The sequence below is a fragment of the Vibrio sp. 1167 genome, from assembly GCF_033340375.1.
Lineage (GTDB): Bacteria > Pseudomonadota > Gammaproteobacteria > Enterobacterales > Vibrionaceae > Vibrio > Vibrio alginolyticus.
Genome location: NZ_JAWOWK010000010.1, coordinates 1 through 15,726, shown reverse-complemented (window position 1 = coordinate 15,726; position 15,726 = coordinate 1). Strand labels below are relative to the sequence as shown.

Below are 15,726 nucleotides of genomic sequence, written 5' to 3'. Positions count from 1 at the left end.
GAGTATTAATTATTAACTCCACAAGCACTACTCTCTGAAAGCCTCTCTTATTAAAAGAAAGGTTCTCTGACTTATCATTCGGAACATTGTTCTTCCACAGTTTTTTATTGATTAATCAAATACCCAATCTTTACTATTTTAAGATTGCGATAAGAACATTGTTCCGAGTAAAGAGCAATTCACTCTCGATATGGTTATCATGCATCAATTAGCAGCTTATTCAAAACTAGCAAAAGATAAGACTTCTACTGAATGTCGGCGAGAGAACTTGGTATTATTCGATAAGCTAAGCAAGAACAAGGTTCTTGCAATATCGTTTAAACCTCTTAGCTAATAACTACATCTGGTAGCTCTCCGCCTCTCAGTATCATGGAACATTGTTCTCATTGAGCACTTTCCGTTAGTTTCTTATTCCAATGGCGCTTAACCGTTGGGATCGAGATGCCAAGAGCATTTGCTGTCTTAGATTGACTCAGCCCTCTTGCCCTACATTCTTGGACTTTTTGAGTTGTGGTTAGTGCTTCTGGTCTACCAATCCGCTTACCTTCAGACTTAGCCCTAGCCTGCCCTTCTAGCGTCCGCTCCCGAATTCGATTTCGCTCAAACTCAGCAAATGCTGAGAACATTTGCAGCATCAATCGGCCCTCCGCTGAGCTTAGATCAGCGGTCGGCAGATCCAGAGATATTGGCGTAACGCCCTTCTCTAACAGCATACTAATCGTATGCTGAACATCGATGTTATCTCTTCCTAGTCGATCTAGCTTTAATACAACTAGTTTGTCCCCTGGTTCTAGTTTATGCTCAATCAACATTTTGAACTCACATCGTTCAGTTGCAGGCACACTACCAGAAACTGTTTCATGTACAATTCGGTGTTCTTGAACATCGTAGCCAGCATTTCTGATAGCTAAGATCTGATTTGACACAGTTTGCTCGCTAGTCGATACACGACAATAAGCGAATGTCCGTCCCATACTCTCCACAATACTCTCCTTTTTGGTATCACAACTAGTATCATCAATCAGTTGGGTATCATAAAAATCCAAACCCTATTTTATGAGACTGCAAACAGCTCACTCCCTTCTAGTGTCAGAAAACGGATGTTTGTTGATACTATCCTGGGATGTTTACATCTCGCTAAAGTTGACTACTTAAGTCGATAATTTTGACAAAGTAACTTTGCCTTAAGAAAACCTAGAAAATAAATGAATATCCGTGAGCAACAAACATTACTCTAAATTTAATTAATCTATAATAAAAACAAAGTTACTATTAATTTTCCTTGGCAATAAAATTAACACATAAAAAATAAATTTTATTTTATTAATTTTTCATGTTATAACTATTATAACGGTTATAACTATTATAAAGTTATAATTCTAATATAACGTTAGATTTTAAAAAAGTGAAGGTTAAGCCAAAGTAAGCTTAATTTATTACAAGAATTCTTCTGCCACTACTGGCACTTTCAATGCCAGCATTGGCACATTGATTGCCAATCTTGGCAAATTCTCTTGCCAACATCTTTAATTACGGAATTTCCAAGGCTTTTATCACTTGCCTGATACAAGTCCACTGGCTTTAGAGTTGTGCAAAAAAAGAACAACGTTAGAACACGTTGAATGTCTCATTTTTTCTTGACTTATAACGGTTACAACCATATAAACCAGGAACTCGACATTCTTTACTTTCTTTAATATCTTTTCTTTTAAAAAGAACTTTTTGAACATTGTTATTGTCATCTAAATTAATAGAATTTGCTCTGCGTAATGCTTCTTCATCTGAAATTTCATTGTAAGCCACTTTAAAATTATTAATCTTATTTTTACGTTCTTCTCTTGTAGATAGATAACTCATTTCACGATTACGTTTAGAATAAACCAAAACTTGAGACATATCGACAACCCTCTTGATATATATAGATAAATTCAATGAATACTATATTTATCAAGTAATATTCTCTTTGTAAAGGACCTTTGACCACTATTTTGAAAATCACATTAACATTTAATTATTAAATAAAAACCGTTTGATTTTTTAATTATTAAATTAGAGAAATAATAATTAGTTAAACTCCTACAAAAAAATGAAAAAGATCGGATTCTGGGCTATTAGTGCTGCTATTCCCCTCCTAAAAGAATCATATTCATCATCATAGATTCCGAGTTAGGATCCTAACCGAGAAAAACAAGCTAGGCATCACTACGGTATCAGCGACTATCGATGCTTTAGCTTCAATTATAAGTGGATAAAAATATATGTCATACTTACTTTTTATGACTACTTATGAGTATCGAAGTGAACATTAAGACTGCATTGGAGCGCCTGCATAGGTTTGACAAGCAAGGCATACATGTTTATCGGAAGAGTGATCTCAGAAGATTATTTTTTGATGATTCACTTACAGCATTCCAACAAAGCCTGCCACGTTTAGTAAAAGCAGGAGTAATAGAGCGAACGTGTAACGGTGTTTATGTATTCTCATACAGTCGTCATAAGGGCAGTTATACCATTGAATATATTGCTAAATGCTTGCGACGAGGAGAGTACAATTACATCTCTCTAGAATCGGCACTCTCAGAATACAGTGTCATTTCACAAGTGATGATTGATAGAATTACGATCATGACAACAGGACGCAAAGGAGAGTTTAGGACCCCTTACGGCGTTATCGAGTTCACACATACGAAACGTGATGATATTGACATTATCAGCAATACAATAACTTCAGATCGGCCCCTGCGGATTGCTAGTAAAGAGACTGCCATTCGAGATTTGAAGAGGGTTGGCAGAAACACACACTTAATTATGACGAATCACGAGTAGGCAGATGCTGGCACTCCCAAAAACCACTGACTCACTTTTGGACAAAAGTGTTTTAGCTATTTTACTAACTTAGCGATTCATAGATTAGCTCAGGTATGCCAAATGGTCTGCAGTGTTAGTGCATAGCTTAGGTTCCTGACATTGTGTGTTAAAGCATGTGTTTAGTCGACGTTCTGGTGATTTCGCTTTCAGGATGGGAGGCGAAGAGTTTTAGTGGTCATATCTGGAGCATCTAGTTTTGAAATCCTTGAGCTAGCGGAAAGAATTCGAAGGAATATTGAAACCATCGCTATCTCTTGTGAAATCATTGGCATCTCCCATCAAATCACAACTTCTGTCGAAGTATACAGTTATGTTCCTTAACGTAGAGTACAATTGAGTTTTATTTAGAGCAGGTCGACTCTGCTCTGTACAAAGCAAAAAGTAGCGGTCGCAATGTTTCTGTATCACCAAGTAATTGTTTTCATTGATTTAAAAAGCACTAATAACTTCAGGCACTGAACGGTCGCTCGATGATGTATCCAATCAAATTGGCACATGTCATATGCCAATTTGGTCTGATTTTAGGCGATTAAGATTAAAACTTAATCACACTCCAGCGTGTCGCTTGGTTCCTGCCATTTTCTTTCGAGTGATAAAGTGCTGTATCAGCTCTTTCTATGGCATCTTCTAGACTACTGTCATCTAATTGGAACTCAGAGATACCGATACTTACAGTTATGTTTTTAGGGCCTGAAAAAATATATTTTTCTATTAAACTTCGCAATTTTTCGGCAACTAGCATCGAGCTGTCTTCATCTGTGTTGGGAAGCAATAGAACAAACTCCTCACCGCCCCAACGAGCAAAAGAGTCACTAATTCTTATGTTTCTATGGATTAATTTACTAAACTGAACTAGATAATCATCGCCAACAGCATGACCAAACTCGTCATTGATGCTTTTAAAGTAGTCAATATCAATCATCATTACGGTATATATGGAATTATACCTTTTTGCTTTAACGTATTCCTGTGACAATAGTTCAACCATCTTATTTCTATTTAGCACTTGAGTTAGAAAGTCTATGGTTGACATTTTAAGTAGTTTATTTTGATTTCGATAACTTTGAAAAACAATTACAAAAAATGAGATTAACACTATGAATATCATAAAATTAAACAGCAGATAGTTTCTTTTCATAAGCATTAATGTATCGTCTTCTGATATTGAAATTAAATAGGCCACGTGCTCTCTTTTAAAATTTTCAACTGATAAGAAAGATACAATCAGATATTTTCCATTCACATTGAACTCTTTTGAAAAAGTATTACCAGTTTTAATATGAGGATCAAGCTGTTTTTTAAATAGTTCAGTATCACCCTCAAGTTCAGTAAACTTCAGGTTTTTCAGGCTTTTATTTAGCACGTCTTTATCTACATAGTAATCACTGGCTATTTTACTATGTATGTAGTTATTCTTCGTATCATCAAACACTTTGTAATTCACAACATCCTTATTCATCAAGAAGAAAAAATCTTGTTCAGGATATAGATTAAACAATAAATTGACGATACTACCCATTGATAGGGATACTTCTAAAGTGCCTATCTGAATGTCATTATATACTACTGGATAAACGAATCGATAACCGTTATATATTCTACCTTCTTCAAATCCCTGTACAAATCGCTTTTCTTTATTGGATATCCTTACCGATTCTCTTATAGAGAATAAATTATCACCAAATTTTTCAGGTTTGTGGACACGTAAAAAACTATCACCATTTTTAAAGTGAAAATGTAACTGTCGAAAGTTAAAATCTGTAAGAGTTTTATACTTTTCTTCCAGCATCGAGTATATTGAATTTCTATTAGATGTTCTTATGCTCTCATCACCAAAATAGGCTTCACTCATCAACCTAAAAATATCTTGGTCATCCTCAATTTCTTTAAATACGTAATTTGAAAAATCTTTATAAACGCCTAAGCTAGACTCAACTTTAGAACGTAGTTCATGAGAAGAACCAAGTAAAATTCGTTCTCTTTGAGTTTGATATTCATTAAATATGAATGTTATTGCCATCACGACTACAAAAACTAGTAACAAGCATGAATAAAGCATCTTTTTTATATTTGATTCTCTTGTTTGAATTGTCATTTTATCCACCAAGCCCACGTCTTCAACAAATCATAATCGCACAAATACTTATACGCTTAAAGGATTGAATTGACTATTTATATCTCACAACCCTTTGTCTACTCACATCAAAATGATGACAAACACACAAAAAGAAATCCTAAAGCGCCAACAAGCCTGTAGACAGGGAATTGTTCACATTATGAGCTAGTCAGAACCAGATCGAATCATTAAAATTATTTGGTCAGACATTGATACCAAAAATTGTTATGAGTAATAAATCTAAATGGGAAAGGGGCAATTTTGAGTTACCTAATTGCCGTATAACGTCAGCGAAGCTGCAAATCATTTTTGTTTGCTAGCCTTTGTTATCAACTGAAACTCCATACCAGAGCGCTTAGTGTTACGGGTTCTATAGCGCGTTGGATATTTATCAAAAAAGTCAGATAACTTCTTCAAGCCGTAGTTTCGAGGGTCAAAATCTGGCTTCAATCTTTTTAAATATTTGCCAATTTCACCTAGTTTTGCCCAACCCGATTCATCTCTATAGTTCTGCCAAGCTTGATGCATTAATCGCCATAGTTCGCGTTCTGCGTCTTGATTAGAGCTTGATTGTGCTTCCTCAAGATCAACATCAGCGTTTAAGTTCTCTATTGCAACAAAGTCGTCACAAGCGTTTTTAAAAGAAGTAGGAGTCATCGCTTTTCCAACACCGATAACATGTATCTCTGACTCTCTTAACCTCGTAGCAAGACTTGTAAAGTCACTATCACTGGATATCAAAGCAAAAGCATCAAACCGTTGACTGTATAAGAGATCCATTGCATCAATAATCATTAAAGAATCCGTGGAGTTTTTTCCAGATGTATAGGCAAATTGCTGTTTGGCTTGAATAGCTAACTCATTTAAAGGCTGCTTCCAGTTTTTTAGTTGCTCAGCAGAAAAATCACCATATGCACGTTTAACGATGATCTGCCCAAAACTAGAAAGCTCTTCAATAATCAGGTTTAGCTTTGAGTGCGGAGTGTTTTCTGAATCAATTAATACAGCGATTTTTCTGTTACCCATAATCCGTGCGTGACCATCCTTTATGTAGTTAGTTGCACTATATCGGTATTAGTAATATTTGTTCAAATGGGATTGTTCAGAAATGATAAGAGTAACAATTCTAAACAGGAATGGGGCAAAAGTGTTTCAGAGCTTACGTTCATTACCCCATTGGTTCTGACAAACCCACTTATGAAAGATAATGGGTAACACATTTTTCACCAGAGAGTTCTGCACTGAGAGGGCTTTTTATTTATCAATGAAATGAGCAAACTTTAGTTTTTGATGATTTGAGCGAGAACAATGTTCTCGCAATAGCATTTTCAGTTGAAAATTAGGCTTAAAAGGTTAACTTTTATGTTCTGAGTACACCCTTCTATACGGTTAGACTGCTTGAACCCTCCTCACATTCAACAGTCGCAAGTGTAGCGACACTTAGGATACGCAGAGCAACCATAGAAACTTTTACCCGCATTACGACCTTTTTTAGCAACACGGATTACAAGGCTAGACTGGCAGTTTGGGCAAACCTTGGAATGAGGATCGGGTGTAGGCTCATCAATGACAGGCTTATTCATAAAGCTGCGACCATCTTCAATCATGTGGACTAGCTCGCTACCATTAACCAACCAGAGGCGCTTCTCTTGAGCAAAGGCGATGGCTTCAGAAGTAAAATCTCCCGATGTTACGATGATCATTTTGCTAGCACGATTGTCGATCATCACACCATACATTTCTCTTAAGACTTGAACTCCGACTTTTCTAGCTTTCCAGTGCTTACATTGTACAAGACTCAACTCACCGTCTTTAGTTAACCAAATATCAACCCCTCCATCTGCCTGCTTTGAGAAAGATTGTTTAACGTCGTAGCCTTGCTGTTTAAAGTACTCGCCAATGTAGCTTTCAAATTCAATCCAACTGAGGGAATTAAGCGGAGTCGTGTTTTTGTGTGCTCTGATTTGAGATGTCGTCGCAAGATAATTATGCTTTCGCTGATACTGCTTAAAGAACGAAATTGGAGCTGGAATTAAAAACAAAAAAGCAAAATACGGTGCCATTTGCGGAAGATTCGGCCCAATGGCATTGAAGATGAAGTTATCACTGCGAGCCGCTAACCCTGGCAATAGGAAAGATAAACCAACATAAATGCCTGCTGAGAACAAGATACTCACCCACCACGGCGCATCCATCAAATGCCAAATAATTCCATCATTCTTCCGAGCCATAACCCCTCCAAATAAGCATCAAAGTGCATTAAAGCACAATTACTAGGTCTAATACAAAGAGGTAAATCATGTATTTATTGGGATTACAAGCAGCTAGAACATAGTTCTAGCAAGAGCATTTTTATTTATTAATTAAATGACCAAACTTCAGTTTTTGATGATGTGAGCGAGAACAGTGTTCTCGCAAAAGCGTTTGAAAGCTATCAGCCTTTGCCTGATATACCCAGACACTAATCGGATAAACCTGACTCTGCCTTTCGTCATTTCGGAGAACATTGTTCTCCGTTCAACTAATGAAGATTCGAGCAGAAATTGGATCCCTGAGATAGACAAAAGCAGGAACAAGGTTCCTGCAAGAGCATTTTTTATTCGTGTTATTAATCATATAAACAATGACATACTTATATTTACGAGGGCTAAGCGAGAACACTGTTCTCGCAGTAACAAGTCGCAATCTATTTTTGTTCTTCTAGCCAGCGCTCAATGTCTTTTCTCTGCCAGCCTACCACTCTAGAACTAAGTGCTACGACGGGCGGCATTTTTCCTTTTCTACGCCAACGCCACAAAGTACTTACGCTTACCCCGATCTCTTTAGCTAACTGCTCTTGTCTTACAAACATTTTATTACCTTTATTTCTCTATTATTTAGTCGTATCTTAGATTCTCATCACCTGGCTCGTAATATAAAATAAGCAACAAACCATATTGACATGATGACTAATGGACTTAGATCAAAAACGCAATGCTGTTGAGACTACAGATAGAAACAGCAATCAATGACTTAAAAAACCAGGCCAAATCTCGAGGTTGTAAAATTGCTCAGCGACGTCGTTCTGGGTATTTACACGCTGTTGATGCCGCTCGGAACAGTGTTCTACCATACTGCGCACTATGCTGGCGTCTACGCAGCCGCTCTCACTACTACAGCGAAAAACACCACCCCATCAAGTCCACTAAACTTTATAAACAGCCAAAATACGCAGCTATCACTGCGTTGAAACGTCTGCCCAACCAGAACAACACTGTTTACGAAAAGTACCTAGTACAACCTAACAAACAGAAAAATCTGGGACGACAACTGTATGACCTGGTCAGCGGCTATGCGCCGCATCCACGAGTATTTCTGCGCCACTGTAAAGATAGCGCGAAGGCAGGAGACTGGCTCTCGCTATCAAAGAACATTGTTCAGACATGTAAAGTACACTACCCAGCGAGCTATAAAAAAATAAATCAGATCAAGTCAGATGATTTTAGTCAATGGTCATCATGGTGTATCGCGATAGTGAGATGTTTAGATCCTAAAGAACCAAACGCGTGGAGTGATAAAGAGTGCCTAACGCTCGGCGCTTTTCAATGAGTTGAATACTTGGACCACACTGATTGGGATCTTGCATCGCTTCGAATGTGTAGAACGAATCAATAGCATTGAAACTAAGCGTGGCCCAGACGTTGGATATGGAGCTAATCTAGAACAACACCAGTTGATCAAAGAGCTGTTAAAACAACAACTAGCCACGAATAGCAAAACTAACCTAAGTGATATCGCCAGAACGCTTGGGCTTAGCAGACAACGCTACACCAGATCATTAAAAAACATCAATTGATCTCCTAAGCAGCAAAGTAACGGTGCAAAAAACAATCAAATTTATTTTACATTTTTAATTATTAAATCAAATAAAAATCATAAATATAATTACGAATAATTTGATTATTAAATTGAACCAAGATAATTATGGCAATAAAATAGTTTTTACTTGTTTATTTTTTCATGTTATAACTGTTATAATTATTATAAAGTTATAGTTCTAATATAAGGATACATTATTTAAAATCACTTAACAAAAGATAGAAAATCGTTTTTTCTGCTAAATTTCTTCTGCCATACTTGGCACATTCACTGCCAATCCTGACACTTCCTCTGCCATTACTGGCAGTTTCGTTGCCAATCTTGGCAAAAAAATATGCCACTCAATTTTGGTTTAAAAACTTAGGCAAACATACAGTGCATTATTTTAATAAATAAAAAGTAAAACTTTGTGTTTATTATTTTCTATATATTATATTCAAGGTAAAGAAAAATATTTATTTGAACAATACTACAGTTCAAGTGTATATTATTCATAATATCGTTATTGAGAATATTCTTATGAGTAGATTTGTACTCTCCGCAGACTTACACCTAGGACATGATACTATATTGAAATATCGTTCAGGATTCGATTCTCCTGAAGAGCACCATAATATTCTATTTGATAACCTTGCATCATTTGTACAACGTCGTGACACGTTAATCCTGCTAGGAGATATTGCAACGACCCCGTTTTGGCTAGAGAAGGTTGCAAGTATTCAATGTACGAAGAAAGTACTCGTACTTGGCAATCAATGTACAAACATGAAGGTCAGCGGCAAGATGCTCGCAGATGGCTTCAATGAAATTCACTCGATGCTATCTAAACGAAATACCTGGTTTACACACTGCCCTATACATCCTCAGAAATTACATGGAAAGATCAATGTTCATGGACATATACATGACAGTATCATTCTAGATGATGCTGGCAAACCAGATCTCCGCTATATCAATGTATCAGTAGATCAGACTCAATTTAGACCAGTCTTGTTCGGTGACGTCGTTAGTCAAATCACTCGCTAAGTGGCTCTTGCCAACACTATGTTTGATAAACAAGACAGAACCATATAGCAAAAAAGGCTCACTGGTAATGGAAACGCTCACTGCACATATGAACAACGAGCTTCCAGAAGCTATAGACCGTTTAAATACGAGATTGCCAAATGACTTTCCAGAACATATCTCTAGCCTTATTTTCGACAATGCATTGAAAATGCTTCAAAGACTCTCCTTACAAGCATCCGAGTAGAGTACAAGTTATATGTCAAAAGCGGCTTAGACCTTGTAAGGATAAACATCATTAAACTTTTTGGAAAAACCTATGGCATTCACATTTAAATTAGATTCCCCTATTCATGAGCTTCAAGCATCTACAGCACTTCTAGTTCCAAACGTTCCAGGGCAGAATCTAGTTGAGCAGTTAATTGAGCTTGCAACAAAAGAATATATTTCCTCATTAGAAAAAGGAAAAAATGGGGAGTTCGGCTTACTAATTCATGACAGCAATGGAGAGGAAGTAATTCATCTTGCTTATCGTAGTGACATAACTTATCTAACGCAATTTGATAAAACCAAAACTCACATTATTAAATATGCTAACGAAAAAAGCATACCTACCAAGGAATTAGTTCTACCTAACGGTGAGATATTAGTTATTTGCAAAAACAATGCTGACTCTGAAGCGTGGTGCCAGTTATTAATGAATTTTTCCATGCAGAAAGTAGCTCAGATTGAGAGATTAGATTTGCACCCTGCTCTGCAAGGGAACGGTTTTTTTACTAAGTTAGTAAACCAATTACTCTGCATTGCTGATACAGAGTATGTATTAGTGACTAACATCGTCAATGACGAATGGTTTGAGTATTTAAAAGAGGTAGCAGATGAAATCGTAGAAAATCGTTTTCAATGTAGTGCTTTGTTTAACCAGAAGTAATCAATCTTAGTTCTAAGTAATAGTGGATATGGACTAACCTAGGCACTGGTGTACATAGCAAGACCAAGCATCAAAGCTCCCTCCCAAGGAGAATTTCAAACTCTTGATTCATATCGGTTAAGAGAGTCCGAATGATTTGGAGGAGCTTGCTGACATTAGCTGTATTGACTCATACACGCTCCGACAGTTTTGATTATATAAGTTGGTCATGCACCTGTACTCGCCCCCACACAGCTCACTTCTGGACAAAAGTTTGTCAGTGCTTTCCCTAAATTAGCATTTAGCGGATAATCTGAGGTATTGTAAATACCTCTTATCTATTGGCCAAATCAACTCATCCACTACAGTTTGAGTTAATCCGTCATGTGGCGGAGATCTTATACGTCATACTGTTTCTTAGCTATGAAGACTTCCGACGAAACTGTTTTTGGATGATAACCCTGTCCCTTAGGTTGCACGATAAACTGCAATGAGTCCGACAAAGCTACAGGATTCTCTTCATAATCGTCACCAATGTACATTTGGTCTGAGAAAGGGGATATTGCATAAGCAAGATGTTCGACAAGTGTATCTCGATTAGAGAACTCACTTTCTTCTAAATTGATCATCTGCGCAATGATTGCACTATCGATGAAAGTGCCACTTAGCCAGTTAGATGTCGAAGCATAACCTGCACACCAACGTAAATTATTGGCAGCGGTGAAGACTTCGATTAACTCAGTATTCCCCCCGACGAAACATGAACCGAACATAACCCCTGTTATGTTGTACTGTTTTGATTTCATGCCAATAGCGAAAAGAATATCCTCTAACTTCATATTACCTATTTTCTTCTTGTACCCATGAGCTGCAATATAGACAATAGTGTTAGAAAACCTGACTTTACAAAGACATTCTAAGGCATATTCAAAGCTCTTTTTGTCATAAAAATCAGCATGGTAAACTTCTGTATCCCCTGCTAATTTTGCAACACCTTCAATAAAAGGCACAACACTTGAACGGTTAGAGTCACTATCATCCAATTCCCATGGACTTTCCAGCACCAGTATTCCCCGATTGGCACTATGTCTTGCCATCTTTAGTTCCTTTTAAAAAATTTTGGTATTCATTAAAGTTAAATTTGTAGCCATCATCTGAGCAAATCGTAAGGTAAGCTCAAAGCTTGAAAAATAGGCTTTGAGCTTCTTAGCTATTCGCAGCGTCAATATTGAAGAGTTTTTTCCTAATTATCAATATTATAACACCAAAATCGCTAGGTAGGCCGTTCACTTTTAAGTTATTAACCAGATTGCCATACAGTGTCATTTCCCAAGTGATGATTGACCGAATTACGATCATGACGACTGGACGCAAGGGGGGAGTTTAGGACCTCATATGGCGTTATCGAGTTCACACACACGAAATGTGATAATATTGACATTATCAACAATACCATAACTTCAGATCGGCCCCTGCGAATTGCTAATAAAGAGAAAGCAATTCGTGATCTAAAAAGAGTTGGAAGAAACACACACTGAATTGTGACGAATCAGGATTAAGCAGATACGGGCACTCCCAAAAACTGCACAAATCATTTCTGGAGAGACGGTAAACAGTCCTTTGTAATTGTCGGGGTGACATATAATCACTCAGTCTGTCTTAGAACATAACCATCATATCAAGCACCAAATTACACCAAGAATATTACCGACCGTCTATATCTTTACAGGTTACGGTAATCAATACCTTCACTTGTTCCAAAGCACTATCAAGGCAATATTGAGTTGAAAAAACATGGTTATCTATCAACGACTCTATCTGCTTTGAGAGCCCTAAAAGTTTACGAAGAATTTTATCGAGGGTTAATGCATTGGTTTGCCAATCACTCTGGATACGGCTATTGGCTATTAATAAATCTATCCTTAAAAGATAAATTTGTAGCTCTAAGAGAATGTTCTGCTCTCCAACCTTTTTCGATATTAACTTCGCATCTTCTAGGCATTTGTGAAGATTACTGGTATTGATCACGATAGGTATTTGAGGGGTTAACAACACAAACCTCCTTGGAGGATGAGTGGCTACTATCGAGTAACCACACACCTGCGCCAGTCTTATTTAGATTTGAAAACTAGTCCATTTCTAGCCAGTTCGAAGTCTAGATACTCCCAAAAAGTGAAGTTCGTTAAGCAGATTTCATCATTCTGTCCGATACCTAGAAGAGATTTATCACCTGTTTCTTCATACTCTTCTTCAACTTCATCTGTTGCTTCCCTTAAAGCCTCTTCCACAAGCTTTTCCTGAATATCTTCGTCCGACCAACCTAAGAACTTTGCAGTTAGGTTTGATCTAAGTGGATAGTAATCGTAAATCTCTCCCAGTTGCGGCTCATATCCCTGCTGTATTGCTTTGATGCTTTGCTCCAGCCCATACAGGTAACTAGCCTCATCCCACTTAAATAGTTGATCTTCATCCACCGCAAATACAAGCCAATAATCAGGGTTAATGGCTACCTGCCAGCCTAGATAATTAAACTCTCTGATAATGGAAAAGCGGTCATCATGAGATAAAGGTATGCCCGTTATCTTCTGGATGAGACCTTCACGAACTTTGAACCTATTTTGACCTGCTTCAGCATCTGAACAGTGTTTTTTAGAACACAAAAGAATCAGCTTCGCCACATGCTCATAATTGATATGATTATTTTTAACTCTTCTTTTAATAGGCATAGTTAGTTTCATCCTGTTGTTTAACTAATAAAGTAGTATGTGCTAACAACTAGCTAAACTCGCTTATACCTAAAACTAAGAAAGAAATCTCACGATTTTGCCCGATACTCAAGTCATCAAGCCAGTAAGTAACTCTTTTGTGACGTTTACAGGATGACCTGCTCCCTTGTGGTCTTGACCAAAAACGTATTGATTCACCAAGAGTTTGAGGACTTCCATCGTCACCATTGGCAAAAGGGATATTCAAATCAAATGGAAAAAGAGCATTATGAAAGCAAGTGATAATGTCTTGTTTAGAGTTCAACTTACCCTCGTTAATATACCCTTCAGTGAACTCTTTGATTATTGCAGTTTCTAGTAGTACTGCCCACCGATGTAAAGTATTTGTATGTTCTCTTCCATGTCTAGGTGATTTAACGCATACCCCAAGGAGTTATTATCGTAATATTCACATGAATAAATATTACGCTGTAATTTCTTAGCATTTTTGTTCACATACTGCTTTATCCCTGTAAAAAACGGAGTCCACTCGCTTGATCTCTGTTGTTTTTGAAAGAAAACCAAGGCGCTTCGGCTACTAGTAACGCGACATCTCTTTTCAATTTAAATACCTCTTAATCAAAATTTCTGGTGGCTTATTTACTCTTACTTGTCATTGTTCACCTCGTTAGTGGATTGGGGTGACGATGAAATCCTATAAGTTGGTATTACCTGCATCTATGGCTAGTCACATTACCTATTCTAGGGAAAACTGCGAGTACTCTCTGATACTGAGTAAATAATTTAATCCGAAATGGGGCAAAGATGCGTTAGCTCATTTGTGCAAAAGGCTTGTTGCACAAATGGTCAACCGCTTGTTGGCTAAATTTATCTTGTATAGGTAAATGCTGTCTAAACACGTTTCAGGGCAATTATGATTTAACTAAAAGTAATACAGTGTCGCATTTACTATGTAGCTATCTATCTTCATGATAAAGGAAATAAGTTTGCCTGGTGAAATTATCAGAATAAATTGTGCTTGTGGTGTCAATGGCAGCATCTCGCTTGGTTTTTCGGAAGCTGAGCTTTTTTTGAGGTTACGAGAGTCAGATGCGCTACCGAAAACAGTGTTTGAATACATCACAATAGATAAGAACCTAGAGCTAGTAACATTACAAAGTAGTGTGAGATTTTTACCATTTAGTGATTATTTGATTCCAATCGAATCTCTTAATGGCTTGATTTCTGGTAGGAGTGATTTCAGGTGTCCGCGGTGTCAAGAAGGTTGGTCGGTTGTTGGTGTGATAAATTTCGATTAAGTGGTGATATTGTGAAATTTCAAAAGTCGATATTTTTATTCTGTACCTTGATTTTGAATGCGAACGCTATGTCTAGCGTTAATCTAGAAGTAAGTGAATCCCGTGATATTCTGGAAGAGTGTAGAGGTGTTGGAGAAGTGGCTCAATCTTTTATGACGTTTCGTCAAATGGGAATGTCTTATGATTTAGCTAAGGAAACATTGAAATCCACAACAAGTAATATTTCTGATTACATGCGTGGGCTTGTGGTGCTTGAAAAAGCTTTTGAGTATTCTATTTTGACTAATAAAAATGAAAAACAGTCGTTAGCAGTCTATTTCTCAGAACAGCAAGCGGGAGAATGCTTAATGGGGTACATCAAGTGACCGTCCCCTGTAAAGATAGATTGAGAGGATGGTTTGACTAAAATTAGAGAACTGAGCACTTCAACTATGAGCCGCCATGAACCCACATGGCGTTTACGAAGCGCTTATACAAATATAGCATTTTCAAAAAAGCACTAACTAATTGATAATATGTTGCTTCCAAACGGTTGGTGGAGCTGGAGGGTTCACTTTCCACCAAGAACACACTTTAGCCTATTCACACGCAAAAAAGACACATGCTAGTCTTCATGAATCGGATTAGATTTGGTAGGGGAAAACGCCTGCCCCTAGATTTTGTAGGGTATTTAATCTAAACAACTTTGGGGCATAAGTGTGCCAGCAGTGATAGTTCTGGCACGTCTCTGGACAGAAGTTACTTAGAGCTTCTACTTTAAAGTAGCAAAACATGAATAACTTCAAGTATGGAAAATTCACTTAAGTTAAGTGTCCACTCTGACTGGAGCAGATCAAATTGAAGAGATATCTGAGTCTGTACAACCATGCCCAAAAACTATACCTCTTCGTGGGCTAATATTTAGTTTGGAAAGTTTCTGATAAGCCGATATGTAATTTTGGTATT

The 15,726-nt window shown here is 37.3% G+C and carries 14 protein-coding genes and 1 pseudogene; 6 read left to right on the top strand and 9 right to left on the bottom strand.

Annotated features, from left to right (window positions below; translation table 11 throughout):
• Positions 1-383: 383 nt before the first annotated feature.
• Together R7Z78_RS18615 and R7Z78_RS18610 are read right to left on the bottom strand one after the other, a co-directional pair.
• Positions 384-974 carry a recombinase family protein gene (locus R7Z78_RS18615; protein ID WP_169644052.1) on the bottom strand — a complete coding sequence of 197 codons (591 nt, stop codon included), beginning with the start codon at positions 972-974 and terminating at the stop codon, positions 384-386.
• A 634-nt stretch (positions 975-1,608) separates the two neighbouring features.
• Positions 1,609-1,896, bottom strand: a complete 288-nt coding sequence (locus R7Z78_RS18610; protein WP_031858106.1) for a hypothetical protein — start codon at positions 1,894-1,896, stop codon at positions 1,609-1,611.
• Between the two features lie 390 nt (positions 1,897-2,286).
• Between R7Z78_RS18610 and abiEi the strand changes: the two genes are divergently transcribed.
• Positions 2,287-2,826, top strand: a complete 540-nt coding sequence (gene abiEi, locus R7Z78_RS18605) for a type IV toxin-antitoxin system AbiEi family antitoxin (protein WP_031858107.1) — start codon at positions 2,287-2,289, stop codon at positions 2,824-2,826.
• A gap of 577 nt (positions 2,827-3,403) precedes the next feature.
• On the opposite strand, the gene R7Z78_RS18600 is transcribed toward abiEi, so the two are convergent.
• The 4 genes from R7Z78_RS18600 to R7Z78_RS18585 form a co-directional block, all read right to left on the bottom strand.
• Positions 3,404-4,963 carry a diguanylate cyclase gene (locus R7Z78_RS18600; protein ID WP_141179868.1) on the bottom strand — a complete coding sequence of 520 codons (1,560 nt, stop codon included), beginning with the start codon at positions 4,961-4,963 and terminating at the stop codon, positions 3,404-3,406.
• Positions 4,964-5,287: 324 nt separating this feature from the next.
• Positions 5,288-6,010, bottom strand: coding sequence for an NYN domain-containing protein (locus tag R7Z78_RS18595; RefSeq protein ID WP_025559098.1), 723 nt, complete (start codon positions 6,008-6,010; stop codon positions 5,288-5,290).
• Between the two features lie 389 nt (positions 6,011-6,399).
• On the bottom strand, positions 6,400-7,215 hold the full coding sequence (locus R7Z78_RS18590; protein WP_032080362.1) for a restriction endonuclease: 816 nt from the start codon (positions 7,213-7,215) through the stop codon (positions 6,400-6,402).
• 455 nt (positions 7,216-7,670) lie between these two features.
• A complete protein-coding gene (locus tag R7Z78_RS18585; RefSeq protein WP_031858077.1) occupies positions 7,671-7,835 on the bottom strand; it encodes a helix-turn-helix transcriptional regulator in 165 nt (54 codons plus the stop codon).
• Between the two features lie 122 nt (positions 7,836-7,957).
• Here R7Z78_RS18585 and R7Z78_RS18580 point away from each other — a divergent pair, with 122 nt between their 5' ends.
• The 3 genes from R7Z78_RS18580 (at position 7,958) to R7Z78_RS18570 (ending at position 10,778) form a co-directional block, all read left to right on the top strand.
• The gene (locus R7Z78_RS18580) at positions 7,958-8,572 is read left to right on the top strand and encodes a hypothetical protein (protein WP_242531744.1); all 615 of its coding nucleotides are present in this window, start codon (positions 7,958-7,960) and stop codon (positions 8,570-8,572) included.
• Positions 8,573-9,361: 789 nt separating this feature from the next.
• Positions 9,362-9,868 carry a hypothetical protein gene (locus R7Z78_RS18575; protein ID WP_169644039.1) on the top strand — a complete coding sequence of 169 codons (507 nt, stop codon included), beginning with the start codon at positions 9,362-9,364 and terminating at the stop codon, positions 9,866-9,868.
• Positions 9,869-10,166: 298 nt separating this feature from the next.
• Positions 10,167-10,778, top strand: coding sequence for a hypothetical protein (locus R7Z78_RS18570; RefSeq protein WP_031858079.1), 612 nt, complete (start codon positions 10,167-10,169; stop codon positions 10,776-10,778).
• A 377-nt stretch (positions 10,779-11,155) separates the two neighbouring features.
• Here the strand turns inward: R7Z78_RS18570 and R7Z78_RS18565 are convergent, their stop codons facing one another.
• On the bottom strand, positions 11,156-11,854 hold the full coding sequence (locus R7Z78_RS18565; protein ID WP_025612718.1) for a hypothetical protein: 699 nt from the start codon (positions 11,852-11,854) through the stop codon (positions 11,156-11,158).
• 218 nt (positions 11,855-12,072) lie between these two features.
• Between R7Z78_RS18565 and R7Z78_RS18560 the strand changes: the two are divergent.
• Positions 12,073-12,295, top strand: a pseudogene (locus R7Z78_RS18560) (hypothetical protein); the annotation flags it as partial.
• A 166-nt stretch (positions 12,296-12,461) separates the two neighbouring features.
• On the opposite strand, the gene R7Z78_RS18555 reads toward R7Z78_RS18560, so the two are convergent.
• Complete coding sequence (locus R7Z78_RS18555) at positions 12,462-12,809, bottom strand: hypothetical protein (protein WP_169637214.1); 348 nt, start codon at positions 12,807-12,809, stop codon at positions 12,462-12,464.
• A gap of 59 nt (positions 12,810-12,868) precedes the next feature.
• Positions 12,869-13,483 (bottom strand): hypothetical protein, encoded by a 615-nt coding sequence (locus tag R7Z78_RS18550; protein WP_025612720.1) that lies wholly within the window; start codon positions 13,481-13,483, stop codon positions 12,869-12,871.
• Positions 13,484-14,849: 1,366 nt separating this feature from the next.
• Between R7Z78_RS18550 and R7Z78_RS18545 the strand changes: the two genes are divergently transcribed.
• On the top strand, positions 14,850-15,146 hold the full coding sequence (locus tag R7Z78_RS18545; protein WP_318116973.1) for a hypothetical protein: 297 nt from the start codon (positions 14,850-14,852) through the stop codon (positions 15,144-15,146).
• Positions 15,147-15,726 lie beyond the last annotated feature (580 nt).